This window comes from Nisaea sp., from assembly GCF_039990255.1.
Taxonomy (GTDB): Bacteria; Pseudomonadota; Alphaproteobacteria; order Thalassobaculales; family Thalassobaculaceae; genus Nisaea.
In genome coordinates this window covers 69,669-87,510 of sequence record NZ_JBDXGG010000021.1, presented here as the reverse complement: position 1 = coordinate 87,510, position 17,842 = coordinate 69,669, and the positions used below count along the sequence as shown (strand labels likewise).

Genomic DNA, 17,842 nt, shown 5'->3' with positions numbered 1-17,842 from the left:
GATTACCGACATCGCGGAGCAGACCAACCTGTTGGCCCTGAACGCCACCATCGAGGCGGCCCGGGCAGGCGATGCAGGTAAGGGCTTTGCCGTTGTTGCCTCGGAAGTGAAGAACCTGGCGACGCAGACGGCGAAGGCGACGGAGGAGATCTCGGCACAGATCGGCGCCGTGCAGACAAACACCAATCAGGCGGTGGATGCGATCCGGGAGATTGGCAATCTGATCGGAGACATGACCGAGAAGATGATGGCGGTGTCCAGCGCTGTGGAGGAACAGGGAGCGTCCACGGACGAGATCGCCCGCAGCACCTCCGAAGCGGCTCAGAGCACCGGGCAGGTCAGCACCACGATGAACGGCATGATGACAGTCGCAGGCGAAGCCGGCACAGCGGCCGATCAGGTGCTCAGCGCCGCCAAAGGCGTCGCCGGGCAGGCGCAGTCCCTCGACCGAGAGGTCAAAACATTCCTCGAAAAAGTCAGGTCGGATAACTAGACAGCAATGACAGGTCCGATCCGTATTTCACCGCCGGAAGTATGGTCCGATGAAGATTTCCCTTTCTCTCAGGCGGTGGTAGAGCCGCTGGGGAGAAGGGTGCATCTGACCGGTCAGGTGGCATGGAATGCGGATGGCGAGATTGTCGGTCCGGGCGACCCGGCAATTCAGACCGGTGTGGCAATCGACAATATCGAGACCGTTCTGGAAGCCCTCGGCGGGCAGCTTTCGGACATTGTCTCGACCACCCTCTATTACGTTCGGGATGAAGATCTTCCGGCGATCCAGGATATCCGCATGCGCCGTTTCTCGAAAATACACGGGCCCGCTACAACCGGTGTCAAGGTTGCGGGCCTGGTAAACCCTGGCCTGTTGGTGGAAATGACAGTCATCGCGGTCATTCCGGAGGAGCGGTTCAAGGCGCCTGCCTAACCTTCTCAGCTATTCAGCCTCTGGAGCGCCGGTCCATTCCCGGGCAAGAATGGCGTAGATGAAATCATCCGCCCAGACGCCCTTGAAAAACTCGCTCTCGCGGAAATGGGCTTCCCGCTTCATGCCGAGCTTCTGCATCAGTCTCCAGGAAGCCGTGTTGCGGGCATCGCAATGTGCCCTAATACGGTGCATTCCGAAATGCCTGAAACCGAGATCAAGCCCGGCGGTTGCGGCTTCCCGGGCATATCCCTTGCCATGATATTGGGGGTCGAGGGCATAGCCGATCTCGCCTTGCCGATGCTCGACGCTGAGGATCTGTAGCTTCAGATTACCGAGATAAGCCCCATCCGCACGCCGTTCGATTGCCAGTTTGAGTTCATCTCCGTCCGCGTCGAAACGCGGAGGGGACATATATTTCGTCAGGAGCTCGGGAACTTCTTCCCGTGTCAGCGGATCCCCATAGAGCAGCTTCACCACATCCGGATTGGAGCGAAGCCGGAAAACACTCTCCAGATCGTCTTGCCGGTAGCCCCTAAGGCAGAGCCGTTCCGTCAGAATCGGAAGCTCCGCCGTCCGGTTTTTCAGAACACCCGATCCCATCATTCCCTCTCGAGCGGCAATGCGTCGACCTTGCCCAGAAGATCCTCTGCAGCGTCAGCCGCACTCTCTACCGTGCCCAGCTCAATCTCCTCGATCTTGTCACCACGCCGGGTGATCTTGTTGGTGGAGGTCCTGATATCGCCGATATCCTTCTCCGCCTGACGGAAATGGGTTTCCAGCTTGCCGACCCGATCATCCAGGCGTCCGACATCCGTCATCATCGTCCGCACCTCTGCCTGAATGACATGCGCCTGCTCCCGCATCCGGGCATCCTTGAGGACCGCCCGTACCGTATTCAGCGTCGCCATCAGCGTGGTCGGCGAGACGATCCAGACCCGCTCCTTCCAGGACTGCTCGACCACATGAGACAGGTTGGCATGCAGTTCCGCATAGATCGCTTCGGACGGCAGGAACATCAGCGCGGATTCCGCCGTCTCGCCGGGTACGATGTAGCGCGATGAGATATCCTTCACATGCTTCAGGATCGCCACGGCCATCTGCTTGCGTGCAGCCTCCCGCTCGGCGTCGTTCGTAGCGTTGGACAGCGCGTGATAGCTCTCCAGCGGAAACTTCGCGTCGATAGCGATGGAGCCCGGCGGGTTCGGCAAATCAATCAGGCAGTCGACCCGGCGGTTATCGCCGATCTGCACCTGAAACCGGTAGGCGTTCGGCGGCAGGATCGATTTGACCAGATCATTGAGCTGGATTTCCCCGAAAGCGCCGCGCGCCTGCTTGTTGGAGAGAATGTCCTGCAAGCCAACCACCTGGGTCGACAGCTCAGTGATGTTCTTCTGCGCCGTATCGATAACGGCCAGACGTTGTTGCAGTTCAGAGAGACTGGACTGCGCCTTGGTGCTGGATTTCTCCAGGCTCTCACCGACCTTTTTGGAGACATCGGCCAGACGTTCGTCGAGACGCTTGGTCACCTCACGTTCCTGGACCTGCATCAGCTCGGCGATCCGGGCCTGGGCCGCCGCATGATTCTCGGAAAGCTGCGTCACCCGTCCTGCGAGCTCGGCCTGCGCGGTTGTCGCACGTTCCGCCTGCTCCGCCTGCCTGCGGGCAGCCTCCTCCAGCGCCGCCGCGAGCAACGGGTCCGTGCCCCGGCCCTTCAGCAATACGATCGCGGCCAGCAAAACCGCACCCGCGGCCACGACCGCCAGAATTAGCGTCAGTCCATCCATTTCGGCACCTTCGGTTCAACCGGTCATCAAAGCCGTCTCGGCGAATCACCATTCTACCACGTCCGGCCTAAGGAAACGGGGGTTCGAACGGACGCCGCAACGCTTGACCTCCAGAGACCGATCCCCTACCTGAAGGGCTGCTGGCAACAAATTCGACACATTTTTATGAGCACGCGCGACATCCTCTGGGCACCCGACCGGGTCCTGAAAACCAACTGCACTCCCGTGGCGGAGATCGACGGCGACATCCGTCAGATCCTCGACGACATGCTGGAGACCATGTATGCCGCGCCCGGCATCGGGCTGGCGGCGCCGCAGATCGGCCTGACCAAGCGGCTGCTCGTGGTTGATATCTCGCGCGACGACGAGGAGAATCAGCCGCTCAAGGTGATCAACCCCGAGATCGTCTGGTCTTCCGACGAGCTGAACTCCTACGAGGAAGGCTGCCTTTCCCTGCCCGGCCATTATGGCGAGGTCACGCGCCCGGCCCAAGTTACGGTTCAGTTTCTCGACGAGACCGGCGCGGAAAAGCGGATGGATGCGGACGGCCTTCTGGCAACCTGTTTGCAGCATGAAATCGACCATCTGAACGGCGTGCTGTTCGTCGATCATATCTCCGCCCTGAAGCGGAACATGATCCTGAAAAAGATGATCAAGGCGAAAAAACAGCGCGAAGAAGACGAGGCGGCCTGAAGCCTTCTCACCTGCCTCAGAACGGATAGATCATGACCGGGTCCGCCCCGCTTCCCGCCGCCGGGACAAACCTCCGGCTTGCCTTCATGGGCACGCCCGACTTCTCCGTGCCCGTTCTGGAAGCGCTGATCGCCGCCGGACACGAGATCGCCGCCGTCTACAGCCAACCGCCCCGCCCCGCCGGACGCGGCAAGAAAGAACGGAAATCTGCTGTGCATGAGGCGGCGGAAGCGCACGGCATCCCCGTCTTCACGCCACTCTCCCTGAAACCTGAAGATGAGCACCGGGCGTTCCGGGACCTGAAGCTCGACGCCGCCGTGGTGGTCGCCTATGGCCTGATCTTGCCGAAGGAAATCCTCGATGCGCCGCGCCTCGGCTGCGTCAACGTCCACGCCTCCCTGCTGCCCCGCTGGCGGGGTGCCGCGCCGATCCAGCGGGCGATCCTCGCCGGCGACACGGAAACCGGCGTCACTATCATGAAGATGGACGAAGGCCTCGATACCGGCGCCATGCTGTTGGCGGAGCGCGTGGAGATCACAGCAGAGACCACCGGCGAGACCCTGCATGACGCACTTTCGGCCCTCGGCGCCAAGCTGATCGTCCCGGCGTTGGCCGGACTGGCCGAATGCTATCTGGAGGCGACACCGCAACCGGATGAAGGCGTGACCTACGCCGAAAAGCTGACCCGGGAGACCGGCCATCTCGATTTCACGCAGGACGCCGCGACACTGGAGCGCACCGTCCGCGCCCTCGCGCCATGGCCCGGCGCCTGGTTCGAGCTCGACGGCGCCCGCTTCAAGGTCTTCGCGGCGAGTGTGCTGGAACTTGGGGCACTGGGCAACGATCCGGGCACAGTGCTGGATGAGGAACTGACCGTTTCCTGCGCCAAGGACGCCCTGCGCATCACCCGCCTGCAGCGGCCCGGCAAGGCGCCTATGGATGCCGCCGATCTGTTGCGCGGCTATGACGGGCTGTCGCCCGGCACCAGGTTAGGCTGAGCCCATGCCCCGCTTCAGAATCACAATCGAATATGACGGCGGCGGTCTTTCCGGTTGGCAGCGTCAGGCCAACGGGGCGTCGATCCAGCAGGCACTGGAAGAAGCCGTAAAAGCCTTCTCCGGAGAAGATGCCGAGGTGGTCGGCGCGGGCCGCACCGATGCAGGCGTGCATGCGCTCGCGCAGGTTGCCCATTTCGACCTGGAATCAGACCGGTTCGATGCCGGAACAGTGATGAAGGCAGTAAACTTCCATCTGAAACCGTCGCCCATCGTCATCCGCCACGCGATGGAGGCGGAGCCGGACTTCCATTCACGTTTTTCCGCAACCAAACGGTCCTATCTTTACCGCATCCTGAACCGGCCGGCGCCTGCTGCCCTCGATCACGGCCGGGTCTGGCACGTCCCGCAAGAACTCGATGCTGCGGCAATGCATGAGGCAGCGCAGGCGCTCATCGGTAAACACGACTTCACCACCTTCCGGGCAAAGCATTGTCAGGCGCAGTCACCGGAAAAGACCATGGATGCGCTGACCGTCAGCCGGGTCGGCGAGGAGATCCACCTGAACGCCCATGCCCGCTCTTTCCTGCATCACCAGATCCGTAACATCACCGGCACTCTGAAACTGGTCGGCGAAGGCAAATGGACGCGGCGGAGCGTAGAAAAAGCACTGGCGGCGAAAGACCGGGCGGCGGGCGGGCCGACGGCACCGTCGGACGGGCTCTATCTGGTCTCGGTCGGATACTGACAGCTCAGATACTGGTCGCAATGATTTCCAACAGCAGATAAGCGATCAGCGAAAACACCTCGTCCGCCAGGACGAAGCCAAACGCCATCAACGCTGAAACACCGAGCAGTTGCCGGGCCCAACGAAACATCAGGAACAGCAGGCCAATCCAGGCAAAAACGCTCAAGCTTTCAGCGAAATCCGCCACAGGACCCTCACCAGCGCGGATCACAGTGAGGGCGCAGAAGAGATATCCGAACGGCAGTGTTACCCAGTTATAAGGCACCAGAAGGTCGAGAATGCGATCAAGCACCCCGATTTTCTCCGCGATGATGCAGGCGACAAGGGGGAAAACCAGCCAATAGATCGTGTAGCGCAGGGCATAGCTGACCCACTCGAACACACCGCCGTCAAGCCATGCAGCCCCACCATTCAAGACATCGGACAGCACGAAAGCAGGCAAGACCAGAGCGGCCGCGAAGAAAGAGCGGAAAAAGCCAGTCTCGCTACGATCAAAAAGATCGATGGCACTCGGCCGACCAAGCGCCAAGCACCAGCAGCCATAGACCGATCTGATAATTTCGGCAGGGCCCGGTATGGCCATCAGGGTCAGGCCCTCGCCGCGTTGAAGAATTTTTCCAGCGCAGTCTCGTAGATCGCTGTCAGCGCCTCGATATCGGCGACCATCACATGCTCGTCCGTCTTGTGCATGGTCTGGCCGACAATGCCGAACTCCACCACCGGGCAGAATTTCCGGATGAAACGGGCATCGGACGTGCCGCCGGAGGTGCTGAGCTCCGGCTCCTTGCCGGTAACATCCTTCACCGCCGCCGAGACAGCATTGCTGAGCAGGCCGGGCTCGGTGACGAAGGCGTTCGACGTGCATTCAATGCGGAGATCATAACGCCCGCCGACCGCATCGAACATCGCACGGAATTTCGCCTCAAGGCTCTCCGCCGTGTGCAGATCATTGAAGCGGACATTGAAGGTCGCACAGGTCTTGGCCGGGATCACGTTGTTTGCCGGATTGCCGGTATCCACCGTCGCAATGGCCACCGTAGTCGGCTGGAAATGCTCAGTGCCCTCGTCCAGCACGCCTTCCGTCAGCGGCTCCAGCATCTTCACCAGCCGATGGATCGGATTGTCCGCAAGATGCGGATAAGCCGTGTGGCCTTGCGTCCCATGCACCGTCAGATAGCCGGTGAAGCTGCCGCGCCGGCCAATCTTCATCATCTGGCCGAGGAACTCCGGATTGGTCGGCTCGCCAACGATGCAGGCATCAATGGTCTCGCCTTCCGCCGCCATCCAGTCCAGCACCTTGACGGTACCGTTGATGGCCGGGCCTTCCTCGTCGCCTGTGATCAGAAAGGAGATCGAGCCGCCGAAATCTGCTCCGTGCTTTCCTACATAACGGGCCGCCGCAGCCGCGAAACAGGCGACGCCGGATTTCATGTCGGAGCTGCCCCGACCGTAAAGACGGCCCTGACGGATCTCACCGGAGAAAGGAGGAGCCACCCATTCCGCCGCGTCGCCCGGCGGCACCACATCGGTATGGCCAGCGAAACAGATGTTCGGCGTGGCGGTACCGATCCGGGCATAGAGATTTTCGACGTCCGGCGTCCCCGCTTCAGAGAAGGCGAGGCGACGGCAGGTAAAACCGTGCGCCGTCAGCTCCTTCTCAAGCAACGCGAGTGCACCGCCCTCGGCGGGCGTCACACTCTCGCAGCGGACAAGGTCCTGGGTGAGCTTTACCGGATCGATCTGATGTCCCACATCAGTCCCGCAGCAGGTCGTTGATCGAGGTCTTGGAGCGGGTCTGCGCATCGACACGCTTGACGATAACGGCGCAGGACAGGGACGGGCCCGGTGTACCGTCAGGCAGCGGCTTGCCCGGAAGCGAGCCCGGCACAACGACGGAATAGGCAGGCACGCGACCGATGAAGATCTCGCCAGTGTCGCGATCGATGATCTTGGTGGTCGCGGAGATGAAGACTCCCATGGAGAGCACGGCGCCCTCTTCGACGATCACACCCTCGACAACCTCGGAGCGGGCACCGATGAAGCAATTGTCTTCGATGATGACCGGGGAAGCCTGCAAGGGCTCCAACACGCCACCGATGCCGACACCGCCGGACAGGTGCACGTTTTTGCCGATCTGGGCGCAGGAGCCGACCGTGGCCCAGGTATCGACCATGGTGCCCTCGTCAACGTAGGCGCCGAGATTGACGAAGCTCGGCATCAGCACGACGCCCTTGGCGATGAAGGCGGAGCGACGGACAACACAGTTCGGCACGGCGCGGAAGCCGGCCTCACGGAAGCGGTTGGCACCCCAGCCGGCGAACTTGGACGGCACCTTGTCCCACCAGACGGACGGGCCGAGATTACCGTCGACCGGGCCACCCGGAACGATATCCATATCGTTGAGCCGGAAGGACAACAGAACCGCCTTCTTCGCCCACTCATTCACCTGCCATTTATGATCGCCAAGCGGCTGGGCTGTCCGGATGGAACCATCGTCGAGACCGGCCAGTACCTGCTCTACCGCCTCGCGGATCTCGCCCTTGGTTTCCAGACCGACATTGTCCCGGTCATCCCAGGCCGCATTGATCACTGTTTCGAGTTGGCTCGCGCTCATAGCCTCACACCCCATAACCTGCATGAAATTCGAGGCGCAACATGAGCACGAGACGGATTTCTGTCAATCTGTGCAGCGTTGCTTTTTTGGCATCATGGCGCGAAGTAGGCACCGCCATTCTGGTGAACGACCTGTCCGATGATATATTCGGCATCCGGGCCGCAGAGAAGCGCAACGGTCGCTGCAAAATTTTCTGTAAGTATTGAGGCGGACATTGACCTAACGCCGTTCACTGTTAAGTTTAACGGACCATGAATGTGAACCGGGTAATTGTCGTAGTTGGAAGGCGCATGGGCACGGCGGTGTAACCGTCAGGCGAAAGCACCCATGCGCGGTAAGCAGGCCCCTCACGGGGCCTTTTTCATGCCCAGCCCTCGAACACGCCAGAGATACCCGCCATGTCAAAACCTCACGATGGTCCACGCCTCTCGACGCTGATCCTGCTCTCGGCCCTCTGCATCCTGCCGATCAATATTTTCCTCCCCTCGCTGACGAACATGGCGGCCGAATTCGGCGTGGAATACAGCGTCATTGGTCTTTCACTGGCGGCCTATGCGGCGGCATCAGCCGTGCTGCAGGTCGTTCTCGGCCCGCTGTCCGACCGGTTCGGACGGCGACCGGTCATCCTTTCCGGCCTGGCACTCTTCATGATCGCAACAGCGGGATGTATTTTCGCGACGGATATCTGGAGTTTCCTGGGATTCCGGTTGTTACAGGCTGTGATCGCGCCGACCTATGCCGTGGCCCTCGCCGTCATCCGGGATACGACCAGCAAGGAAGAGGCTGCGAGCAGGATCGGATATGTCGCGATGTCCTGGGCTGTCGCGCCCATGCTCGGGCCAAGCCTGGGCGGGTTGCTCGACGAGGCATTCGGATGGCGTGCGAGCTTTTGGTTCCTTGAGGCCTTCGGCCTGGCCGTCTTCGCTCTCTGCTGGGCGGACCTCCGGGAAACCAACCACTCGCGTTCCAGCTCCATCGACGCACAGTTCCGCGCCTACCCCGAGCTGCTTTCCTCAGGACGGTTCTGGTCCTATGCGCTCTGCCTGGCCTTCTCGGCTGGCGCCTTCTTCGCATTCCTTGCCGGGGCGCCGCTCGCCGCCGGGACATCCTTCGGTCTCTCGCCCGCCGCGCTCGGCCTCGGCATGGGGTCGATCACAGCAGGTTTCATGTTTGGAAGCTTTCTCTCCGGGCGTTTCGCCGGGAGAGTCCCGTTGATCACCATGATTCTGGCCGGGCGCATCCTCGCCTGCGTGGGCATGCTTCTGGGTTTGACGCTATATGCCTTGCAGATCGATCACATCATGGCGCTGTTCGGTCCTTGCATGCTTGTTGGCGTGTCCAACGGACTGACCATTCCGAGCGCGAATGCCGGCGCTATATCCGCCCACCCGAGGCTCACAGGCAGCGCCGCCGGCCTTGCGAGCGCCATCACCGTGGCGGGCGGCGCCACTATGGCATCAATCGCCAGCGCTGTTCTGACGACTGAAAATGCCCGCTACGCGCTTTTCCTCGTGATGCTCGGATCGGCCGTAATCGCTCTTGCGGCGGCACTGGCCGCTCGCCACCTCGATAGAGCTGCCCAACCGGACCGCCCAGACTGATCTGACCCGGAGCGCAATGCTCAGGCCGGTAAAGGCTTGGACAATCCGTTCAGCCACTCCGTCAGATCATCGGCGACATGATGGACGTAATCCCGCTCAGCTCCCTCTTTCGCCCAGTCGAGTGTCCCCGAAAGCCAGACCGTCGTCATCCCCAGGCCGGCGGCGGGTTCAAGGTTCCGCGCCATGTCCTCGACCATCACGCAGCGCGCAGGAGTAAGGCCGTAGCGGGAAACCAGCGTATCGTACGGAGCGGGATTTGGTTTCGGTACGTAACCGGCCGCGACGATATCGAACACATCCTCAAAATGATGATCGACGCCGATCCGCCCCATGATCCGCCGCGCGTGAGGAACGGAGCCATTGGTGTAGATAATCTTCCGCCCCGGTAGCCGCCTGATGGCCTCCTCAAGCGCATGATCCGGCTCGATATCGGCGACATCAATGTCATGCACGAAATGGAGATATTCCTCCCCGTCGATACCGTGCTCCGCCATCAGGCCGTTCAGGGTTGTCCCGTAACGCCGGAACATGTCCTTCTGAAGTGCACGGGCCGGCTCGTGCTCGAGCGAGAAACGATTCTGGACATACTCCGTTATCCGCACGGAAACACGGGCAAATATGTTGCTACCGGCGGGATAGAGGGTGTTGTCGAGATCGAAGATCCAGGTTTCGACGTGATTAGGGTCCAGCATTCTCTTGTCTTTTAGCAGTTTGTTATCTTTCATCCCCTAACGTGACGTCTCGAACCGGCACGGGCAAGCGTGGCGGGAGTCACACCCCGGATACGGGGAAGCTGCGAAGGGGAACGCAACGTGACAAGGCAAGAAGGCGAAACCGGCGCCGTGGAAAGCAACGAGTTGAAGGAACTTGCGGGGGTAGATTCAGTTCAGATTCTGCATCTGCTGGAGGATGGCGCTCCGCTCTTCCTGTATCCGGGGCCTATCCTGCTGCTGGATCGGGAAAAGACGATCATCGCGGCAAACCCAGCGGCAATGTCTCTGGTTCACGGAATCATGTCCGGCAGCGCCCTTTCGGTCATCGCGCTTGTCAGCGCCACTCTCTCCAGTGGCGGCCGCCCGCAGAATATGAAAATCCTCGACGAGGAAGCCGGACGCACGACCGATATCACCGCCTTGCCAGTCGATAGCGGACAGCATGTGCTGCTTCTGGGACGGGATATCTCCCTCGATCAGAACCTGCGCAACGCCCTCGTCGAATCCCGGCAGCGCTACAAGGATCTCGTCGAGATCTCCAGCGACTTCGCCTGGGAAACCGACGCGAACGGCAAATTCGTCTTCGTCTCCACCGCAGGCGCCCTCGGTTACGAGCCAGACGAACTGGTCAGCCATTCCGCAGACGATTTCGTCAGCAAGATAGATGGCATCGAGGTATTGACCCCCTTCAACGCAAGAGAACCCTCAACGGGAATTGAATTCCGCTTCCGCCGGGCAGACGGCAGCATTGCTGAGCTGGAAGCATCCGCCGCCCCCTTGCACACCGAAGACGGCGAATGGCTTGGGGCCCGTGGTGTCTGCCGGGACGTCTCGGAGGCACGGCGGCGCGACGCGGCGCTGGCAAAGGCCCGCAATCGGGAACGGCTGATGGCCTATATCGTCCGGACCATTCGCGACGAAGTGGACCCCAAGGCCATGCTGGCTTCCGCGGCCCGCGCGATCGCCCGCTCCCTTGCCTCGGACGGCTGTGTGATCTGCCGCAGGAACGACGCGGGCGGCCTTATGCTCGCCGTCGAATTGGGCGACGCTCCCGAGGCATTCATCGCCGACCTGCTCAAATCCGGAGCTGAAGCACTTACCCCAACTGCAGAGACCGACGCCAATGGCTTGAGCATCCTCGCTTATCCAACCGGGTATCATCAGCAAGCCAACGGCGCGGTGATCCTCTGGCGGGACAGTGTCGTCGGGGCGTGGAACGAGGACGACAGCGGCCTGATGAAAGAGGTCTCGGACCAGATTGGCATTGCCATCGAACAGGTCGCTTCGCATGAAAACCTTGAACTGCTTTCAACCACGGACCCGCTGACCAAACTGCTGAATCGGCGTACCTTCCAGCAACGCCTCGACGACCGACTGGCAAAGGCCGGTGAAGGCGGCGCTCTGATCTATGTCGATCTCGATAACTTCAAGCTGGTCAACGACAATCTCGGACACCAGATGGGCGACAAAGTATTGCTCGACGTTGCCGAGATGCTGCACGCCGCAGCCGGAAAACAGGATATGCCGGCCCGGCTCGGCGGTGACGAGTTCGTCATCTGGTTCAATAGTGCCGACAGACAGGCTGCAGCCAAAAAGGCCGAAGAACTGCTGAAAGCCGCAGGCTCTCTGGCTCAATATGCCGTCGATGAGAACCGCAAGGTCGGCATGTCGATCGGTATCGCCTGCATCGATGGGCAGCCCCATGCCCCATCCGAAAATGCCGAGAGCCTAGTCGCCCGCGCCGACGAAGCGATGTACGAGATCAAGCATGGTGGCAAGAACGCCTATGCTTTTGCAAAAGACCCGGAAGAAAGTGGAGACCTCAGTGATGGCCACTGAACCGAAGCGGCGCATGAGCGACAAAGAAAAAGCCGTCTACGAAAAAGCAAAGAGCGTTGCATCGAGCACGGATTTGGCGGAGCGCCGGCGCCTTGCGGAAGATCATCTGACGCCACCCGAGATACTGTTCTTCCTCGCCGAGGATGATAACAACGAAATTCGCGAGGCCGTGGCCGCCAATACGGCGACGCCTCGGCATGCCGACCAGTTCCTAGCGCAGGATAAGAGCGACGATGTCCGCTCCATCGTTGCCCGCAAGGTCGCCTCGATAGCCCCGAACCTCAGCTCGGAGCGGCGGGACAGTATCCGCAAACTGACCGTCGAGGTTCTGGAAACCCTGGCGCTGGATCAGGTCGACCGTGTCCGGGCGGTTCTGGCCGAAGCAATTAAGGATCTGCCAGACGCCCCGCCAGAGTTGGTAACCCGTGTCATCGAAGTCCTAGCCCGAGACACCGTCCTCTCGGTCTCCGGTCCGATCCTGGAACATTCGCCGCTGCTGGCGGACGAACTGCTTGTCGAGATCATCCGGAACGAGCCCGTTGCCGGCGCTCTTTCCGCCATCTCGCGCCGTCAAACGGTGTCCGAGCGGGTATCCGATGCAGTTGTTTCAGCAAATGACGATGCCGCTATCGCCGATCTTCTCGGCAACGAGTCCACACAGATACGGGAAGAAACGCTGGACGAGCTGATCGATGCCGCACCGGATAGGCCGGTGCTGCACCGGCCGCTGGTAACGCGGCCTAAACTGCTCGGCCGTCATGCGATAAATCTCGCCAAATTCGTGGGCTTTGCGCTGGTTGCCGAACTCAGCAAACGCGCGGATCTCGGCGCGGAAACCTCAGCTCACCTTGCTTCCGAGATTGAGAAGCGGCTGGCGGAAAACCCAGCCCTGGCTGAAGGCGACACGATCCTGACAGGGCGCGAGCGGGCCCAGCAGATGTATGAAAGCGGGACATTAACTGAAGAAGCTGTGCGCGAAGCGGTCAGCGAAGGCAAACGCCCGTTTGTGCTTGCCGCGTTCGAATTGATAACCGGTCTCTCGGAAGATGCCGTACACAGCCTTGCCTCTTCGATCAATCCGAAGGCCGTGATCGCGCTGGTGTGGAAAGCCGGTTACAGCATGGACTTCGCCGTGCAGCTCCAACATCGTCTCGCCAACATTCCGCCGGAAAAAGCCCTCAAGCCGACCGAGGATGGTGGCTTCCCGCTCAGCGATGATCAGCTTTCCTGGCAGATCGAACTAGTGAGCGAGGAACCCGAAGAGGCGGAAGAAAACGCGTAGAGGGCGTCGTTCAGGACGCCACTTCGGGCTTCACCGGCTTATTCTCTTCTTTCTGCCAGTCATTACCGGCGGAAATCACGCAGGTTTGCCCGCCCGGCGTGGAAATGGCGATGGTCCAGCTTCCGGTTTCGGAGCTGAAAACCTGGACAAAGTTGCCCGCTCCGTCGAAACCGGAGGCGGAGACCGCCTCTCCGTATTTCTTTCCAAGCTGGTTCACCAGATCCCCATGCTGGGTGCAAAGCCGTGGATCCATCGCACTGGCCGGAGCAACGAAAGAGATGGTCGCGGCAACAAGTACGGCGGCGCCGATGCAACGCTTCGCCTGGATTTTCAAGCTTCCACTCACGGCATTCTCCTTTCTGAGAAATGCGCCGATCCCGGTGCCTGGTCCGACATGCCACCTCGCCAAAGCACCTTTTAGAGAAGCCCCAAAGACTTCTCAGTCCTTATGATTGTACGGAAGGATCGTTGACAAATCGCAAACGGGAATCAGTGGAATTTACATCGCTCGTTAAGGATAATAACGGGAAAAACGCCGCTACTTCCGTGTTTTGGAGGGTTTTGGCTATTGCTGCAGGAGTCACGATTTATGGCTTTCGTCATCCGGATCAGCCGCGGATGATGGTCCCTACACCATGCGGCGTAAACAGCTCGACCAGGCAAGCATGAGGCACACGCCCATCGAAAATAACAGCTGCGCGGGCACCGTTCTCGACCGCATCGATGCAAGTTTCGATCTTCGGAATCATGCCGCCTGAAATCGTGCCGTCTTCAATAAGCTTGCGCGCATCGACCACGCTCAGTTCGGGGATCAGATTGCCGTTCTTGTCCAGCACACCGGCCACATCGGTCAACAGCAGGAACCGCGCCGCATCGGATGCAGAAGCGACTGCCCCCGCAGAAGTATCCGCGTTGATGTTGTAAGTCTCGCCATCCGAACCGAACCCTATCGGCGCGATCACCGGAATCAGCCCGCCGTCGGCGAAGGTTTGCAGAACGCTGACATCCACACGTTCCGGCTCACCGACGAAACCGAGATCCAGCACCTTCTCGATGTTGCTGTCCGGATCGATTTTGGTCCGGCGCAGCTTGCGCGCGGTGATCAGGTTACCGTCCTTGCCCGAAATGCCGATGGCCCGGCCCCCGGCTGCATTGATGGCGGCGACGATACTTTTGTTGATCGAGCCGGACAGGACCATTTCGACAATCTCGACAGTCTCGCTGTCCGTCACCCGGAGGCCGTCGATAAACTCGCTCTTGATAGCCAGGCGTTCCAGCATCTTGCCGATCTGCGGTCCGCCGCCATGCACCACAATCGGATTCATGCCGACCTGCTTCATCAACACCATGTCTGCGGCAAAGGATTTGAACAGATCGTCATCGCCCATGGCGTGACCGCCGAACTTCACGGCGATCGTCTTGCCGCTGTATCGGCGCATGAACGGTAAGGCCTCGGTCAGAATACCGGCTTTCGAAAGCCATTCCTGCCGCAGTTCGTTCAAAGACGATTCGCTCATGTCTCTCTCCCCCAACACTTGTCAGCCACCAATGCTGGTCAGTCCGCCAGCGCGGCGAGCCCGGCTCTCAGCTCCGGTATGCCGGTTCCCTTGTCGGCACTGGTACAGACGATCACCGGATGCGCGGCGACATGCTTTCGAAGCTCGGCCTCCGTCTCCGCCATGATCGCATCCAACTCAGGTTTTTTAGGCTTGTCGACCTTGGTCAGGATGACCTGGTAAGACACCGCTGCGTGATCCAGCATGTCCATCATCTCCCGGTCCGTATCCTTGAGACCATGCCGGGAATCCACCAGCAACAGCACGCGCTGCAGAACAGTACGACCCTTCAGGAACTGACGCAGGGTACGATTCCAGGCCTCAACCGTGGTCTTGGAAACCTTGGCATAGCCGTAGCCTGGCAGATCCACGATCATCAACCGGTTACCCAGATTGAAGAAGTTGAGCTGCTGGGTCCGGCCCGGTGTGTTCGATGTACGCGCCAGTGTCTTGCGGCCGGTCAACGCGTTCACGAGGCTCGACTTACCGACATTGGAGCGCCCGGCGAAAGCAATTTCCGGCATGGTGGCTTCCGGCAACTGGTCCAGCCGCGCCGCCCCCCATACAAAACCGCATTCCTGTGCGAACAGATGCCGTCCTGCTTCCAGTTCTTCCGGATCCAGCGCCTCGGTCATCACTCTCCTACTTGACGCCCATGCGCCACATGATGAGCCGCTGCTGGGCAATCGACAGCAGGTTGTTCCAGGCCCAGTAGATCACCAGACCGGCCGGGAAATTCGCCAGCAGGAAGGTGAAGAAAATCGGCAGGAACATGAACACTTTGGCCTGGATAGGATCGGCCGGCTGCGGGTTCAGCCTCTGCTGCAGGAACATGGTCAGCCCCATCAGGATCGGCCACACCCCGATCATCGGGATGAATGCCGGCGGCGTCCAGGGGATCAAACCAAACAGGTTGAAAAGCGTGGTCGGATCCGGAGCGGAAAGATCGTGAACCCAGCCATAGAATGGGGCATGGCGCATTTCGATGGAAACGAACAGCACTTTGTAGAGCGCGAAAAACACCGGAATCTGTACAATGATCGGCAGGCAGCCAGAAGCCGGATTAACCTTCTCATTCTTGTAGAGGGCCATCATTTCCTGGTTCAGGCGCTGTTTGTCGTCTGAATATTGTTCTCTCAGGGTCTGCATCTTTGGCGTCAGCTCGCGCATCTTCGCCATGGATTTGTAGGACTTGTTGGCGAGCGGGTAAAACACCGCCTTGACCGCGACCGTGAAGACGAGAATGGCAATGCCGAAATTACCAACCACCCCATGCAGCCAGGAAAGCGCATAGAAGAAAGGTTTGGTCAGGAAATAGAACCAGCCGAAATCCACCGCCAGATCGAAGTTTGCGATTCCGTACTCTGCTTCATACTTGTCCAGAAGCTTGACCTCTTTCGCACCAGCGAAAAGGTGTACTTCGGACTCGACAACTCCGCCCGCCGGGATCGCTCTCGCGGAGCCAAGATAATCGGTCTGATAGCGGTCGTCCTGCTGCCGGATCATGTGCATGAAGCGATATTTGACGGCTTCATCCTGGGCCGGCACCAATGCGGCCAACCAGTACTTGTCGGTAATGCCAATCCAGCCGCCGGTCGCCGCAACCTCGACATCCCCGTCATCCTGCAGGTCGTCGTAATCGACTTCGTTCAGGGTTTCGTCAAAAACACCGAGCGGACCTTCATGAAGGATATAGAACCCGGCCGTTTCCGGCGTGCCGCCTCGTGAAAGCAGGCCATACGGGAAAAGCGTCACCGAAGCGCCGCTGCTGTTCCGCACCTTCTGCGTCACCGAGAACATGAACTGATTGTCGATGGCGTACGTGCGTTCGAAGACCAGGCCCGCGCCGTTATCCCATGTCAGGGTTACCGGCTGTTCGGGGCTCAGCAAGTCTCCGTCAGCGTTCCACACCGTCTTTGCGGTCGGCACCGGAACGCCCTCGGCTTCTGAAACCCAGCCAAACTCGGCGTAGTACGATTTCGGAGCTCCGACGGGCTTCAGCAGGTGAATATTGTCGCTGTCCTGGTCCAGCGTTTCCCGATAGTGAGTCAGGATCGCATCATCAATCCGGGCGCCCACGGTCGAGATCGTGCCGCGCATGCCTGGCGCTTCGATCCTGATCCGTTTCGCGTCGGACGCGATCTCGCGCCGTGCCTCGGCTGCATCCGCGGCCGACATCCTGGCGCCACCCGGCAATACAGAGCCTCCGAGCGGCGCACCAGAAGGAACGTTCGACGCCAAGGGTGCGGGCGCGGAAGAGTCGGCCGCACCGGACGCCGCGAGCTCGGCCTGACGGGCTTGCTGCTGCTCAACCTTCGGCACTTCGTAGAAAAACTGAAACCCGACCAGAATCGCCACTGACAGCACGACGGCGAGAATCAGATTTTTTTGCTCGTTCATTGTTCGGCCCGACAATTGTGATGCATTTTGGGAGCGGCCCCATCCCGCTCGGGGACGGGATCATAGCCACAGCCGCCCCAGGGATGACAGCGCAGAATCCGTTTAAGTGTAAGCCAGCCACCGAGAATGCCACCGTGGCGCTCGATTGCCTCGAGACCGTAACGCGAACAGCTCGGCTCGAAACGGCAATTGGTGCCGATAAACGGGGAAATCATGTAGCTATAGACAAGGATCAGCCCGCGGAAAAACCAGGCAAGCGGGGATACGGAAGAAAGCTTCACGTCCGCACCTCCTGCTTGAGAGCATCCACCTTGCCAAGCGCACGCTTGAGGTCGGCGAGCAGGCCATTATAGGAGCGGGTCAGAGTATTAGCGCGGGCTATGAGGACGAATTCATGCCCCGGGATTGCCATCGCATTCATGACATCATGGACCACGGCTCTAAGCCTTCGTCTTGCCCGGTTTCGCTGAACCGACCCACCAACCTTGCGGCTTGCGGTATAGCCGACCTTGATCTCGGTCTCATGACCGGGCTCAAGCGGCCGGGCTTGCAGGACAATCCCCTGCGTAACGGCCTTGCGGCCCGTCCGGGCAATCGTGAGAAACTGGCTGCGCTTTTGCAAGCGCTCCAACGATCCTGAGGACGGATTGCGCATGGCAAAAGAGCTTTCTTAAATGCAGGCGACCCGGCCA

The 17,842-nt window shown here is 60.2% G+C and carries 21 protein-coding genes; 8 read left to right on the top strand and 13 right to left on the bottom strand.

Features of this window, described 5'->3' with window-relative positions; genetic code table 11:
• On the top strand, nucleotides 1–493 hold a 493-nt coding region (locus ABJ076_RS19345; protein ID WP_348313280.1), incomplete at its 5' end, for a methyl-accepting chemotaxis protein.
• A 6-nt stretch (nucleotides 494–499) separates the two neighbouring features.
• A complete protein-coding gene (locus ABJ076_RS19340; protein WP_348190687.1) occupies nucleotides 500–925 on the top strand; it encodes a RidA family protein in 426 nt (141 codons plus the stop codon).
• Nucleotides 926–934: 9 nt separating this feature from the next.
• Here the strand turns inward: ABJ076_RS19340 and ABJ076_RS19335 are convergent, their stop codons facing one another.
• Together ABJ076_RS19335 and rmuC are read right to left on the bottom strand one after the other, a co-directional pair.
• Nucleotides 935–1,525 carry a GNAT family N-acetyltransferase gene (locus ABJ076_RS19335; protein ID WP_348199751.1) on the bottom strand — a complete coding sequence of 197 codons (591 nt, stop codon included), beginning with the start codon at nucleotides 1,523–1,525 and terminating at the stop codon, nucleotides 935–937.
• A complete protein-coding gene (rmuC, locus tag ABJ076_RS19330; protein ID WP_348190692.1) occupies nucleotides 1,525–2,709 on the bottom strand; it encodes a DNA recombination protein RmuC in 1,185 nt (394 codons plus the stop codon). Before rmuC ends, ABJ076_RS19335 begins: the two co-directional genes overlap by 1 nt.
• Nucleotides 2,710–2,874: 165 nt before the next feature.
• Here rmuC and def point away from each other — a divergent pair, with 165 nt between their 5' ends.
• Genes def through truA form a run of 3 tightly spaced genes read left to right on the top strand, consistent with a single transcriptional unit; the run spans nucleotide 2,875 to nucleotide 5,145 of the window.
• Nucleotides 2,875–3,402 carry a peptide deformylase gene (def, locus tag ABJ076_RS19325; protein ID WP_348190694.1) on the top strand — a complete coding sequence of 176 codons (528 nt, stop codon included), beginning with the start codon at nucleotides 2,875–2,877 and terminating at the stop codon, nucleotides 3,400–3,402.
• A gap of 32 nt (nucleotides 3,403–3,434) precedes the next feature.
• Nucleotides 3,435–4,400 carry a methionyl-tRNA formyltransferase gene (gene fmt / locus ABJ076_RS19320; protein WP_348190697.1) on the top strand — a complete coding sequence of 322 codons (966 nt, stop codon included), beginning with the start codon at nucleotides 3,435–3,437 and terminating at the stop codon, nucleotides 4,398–4,400.
• Nucleotides 4,401–4,404: 4 nt separating this feature from the next.
• A complete protein-coding gene (truA, locus tag ABJ076_RS19315; protein WP_348190700.1) occupies nucleotides 4,405–5,145 on the top strand; it encodes a tRNA pseudouridine(38-40) synthase TruA in 741 nt (246 codons plus the stop codon).
• A 4-nt stretch (nucleotides 5,146–5,149) separates the two neighbouring features.
• On the opposite strand, the gene ABJ076_RS19310 is transcribed toward truA, so the two are convergent.
• From ABJ076_RS19310 to ABJ076_RS19295, 4 genes are all read right to left on the bottom strand, one after another.
• Nucleotides 5,150–5,728, bottom strand: a complete 579-nt coding sequence (locus ABJ076_RS19310) for a hypothetical protein (RefSeq protein ID WP_348190703.1) — start codon at nucleotides 5,726–5,728, stop codon at nucleotides 5,150–5,152.
• A 5-nt stretch (nucleotides 5,729–5,733) separates the two neighbouring features.
• Nucleotides 5,734–6,897, bottom strand: coding sequence for a succinyl-diaminopimelate desuccinylase (dapE, locus tag ABJ076_RS19305; protein WP_348190706.1), 1,164 nt, complete (start codon nucleotides 6,895–6,897; stop codon nucleotides 5,734–5,736).
• A gap of 1 nt (nucleotide 6,898) precedes the next feature.
• Nucleotides 6,899–7,759: a 2,3,4,5-tetrahydropyridine-2,6-dicarboxylate N-succinyltransferase gene (dapD, locus tag ABJ076_RS19300; RefSeq protein WP_348190708.1), complete on the bottom strand. Its 861-nt coding sequence runs from the start codon at nucleotides 7,757–7,759 to the stop codon at nucleotides 6,899–6,901.
• 92 nt (nucleotides 7,760–7,851) lie between these two features.
• Nucleotides 7,852–7,974: a hypothetical protein gene (locus tag ABJ076_RS19295; protein WP_348190711.1), complete on the bottom strand. Its 123-nt coding sequence runs from the start codon at nucleotides 7,972–7,974 to the stop codon at nucleotides 7,852–7,854.
• Between the two features lie 183 nt (nucleotides 7,975–8,157).
• On the opposite strand from ABJ076_RS19295, the gene ABJ076_RS19290 reads away from it, so the two are divergent.
• Nucleotides 8,158–9,360 (top strand): Bcr/CflA family efflux MFS transporter, encoded by a 1,203-nt coding sequence (locus ABJ076_RS19290; protein ID WP_348190713.1) that lies wholly within the window; start codon nucleotides 8,158–8,160, stop codon nucleotides 9,358–9,360.
• 20 nt (nucleotides 9,361–9,380) lie between these two features.
• Here the strand turns inward: ABJ076_RS19290 and ABJ076_RS19285 are convergent, their stop codons facing one another.
• Entirely contained in the window at nucleotides 9,381–10,052 is a 672-nt protein-coding gene (locus tag ABJ076_RS19285; RefSeq protein ID WP_348190716.1) for a pyrimidine 5'-nucleotidase, read from the bottom strand.
• A 120-nt stretch (nucleotides 10,053–10,172) separates the two neighbouring features.
• On the opposite strand from ABJ076_RS19285, the gene ABJ076_RS19280 reads away from it, so the two are divergent.
• Both ABJ076_RS19280 and ABJ076_RS19275 read left to right on the top strand, forming a co-directional pair.
• A complete protein-coding gene (locus ABJ076_RS19280) occupies nucleotides 10,173–11,912 on the top strand; it encodes a diguanylate cyclase (protein WP_348199248.1) in 1,740 nt (579 codons plus the stop codon).
• Nucleotides 11,902–13,194, top strand: coding sequence for a DUF2336 domain-containing protein (locus ABJ076_RS19275; RefSeq protein WP_348189715.1), 1,293 nt, complete (start codon nucleotides 11,902–11,904; stop codon nucleotides 13,192–13,194). The genes ABJ076_RS19280 and ABJ076_RS19275 overlap by 11 nt, the downstream gene beginning before the upstream one ends.
• 10 nt (nucleotides 13,195–13,204) lie before the next feature.
• Here ABJ076_RS19275 and ABJ076_RS19270 read toward each other — a convergent pair whose 3' ends face one another.
• From ABJ076_RS19270 to rnpA, 6 genes are all read right to left on the bottom strand, one after another.
• Nucleotides 13,205–13,540 (bottom strand): hypothetical protein, encoded by a 336-nt coding sequence (locus ABJ076_RS19270; RefSeq protein WP_348189717.1) that lies wholly within the window; start codon nucleotides 13,538–13,540, stop codon nucleotides 13,205–13,207.
• Between the two features lie 262 nt (nucleotides 13,541–13,802).
• Nucleotides 13,803–14,711 carry an acetylglutamate kinase gene (gene argB / locus ABJ076_RS19265; protein WP_348189719.1) on the bottom strand — a complete coding sequence of 303 codons (909 nt, stop codon included), beginning with the start codon at nucleotides 14,709–14,711 and terminating at the stop codon, nucleotides 13,803–13,805.
• A 38-nt stretch (nucleotides 14,712–14,749) separates the two neighbouring features.
• Nucleotides 14,750–15,385 (bottom strand): ribosome biogenesis GTP-binding protein YihA/YsxC, encoded by a 636-nt coding sequence (gene yihA / locus ABJ076_RS19260; protein WP_348189721.1) that lies wholly within the window; start codon nucleotides 15,383–15,385, stop codon nucleotides 14,750–14,752.
• Nucleotides 15,386–15,392: 7 nt separating this feature from the next.
• Complete coding sequence (gene yidC / locus ABJ076_RS19255) at nucleotides 15,393–17,150, bottom strand: membrane protein insertase YidC (protein WP_348189723.1); 1,758 nt, start codon at nucleotides 17,148–17,150, stop codon at nucleotides 15,393–15,395.
• Complete coding sequence (gene yidD, locus ABJ076_RS19250) at nucleotides 17,147–17,431, bottom strand: membrane protein insertion efficiency factor YidD (RefSeq protein WP_348189725.1); 285 nt, start codon at nucleotides 17,429–17,431, stop codon at nucleotides 17,147–17,149. The genes yidC and yidD overlap by 4 nt, the downstream gene beginning before the upstream one ends.
• The gene (gene rnpA, locus ABJ076_RS19245; protein WP_348189727.1) at nucleotides 17,428–17,805 is read right to left on the bottom strand and encodes a ribonuclease P protein component; all 378 of its coding nucleotides are present in this window, start codon (nucleotides 17,803–17,805) and stop codon (nucleotides 17,428–17,430) included. The genes yidD and rnpA overlap by 4 nt, the downstream gene beginning before the upstream one ends.
• Nucleotides 17,806–17,842: the final 37 nt, after the last annotated feature.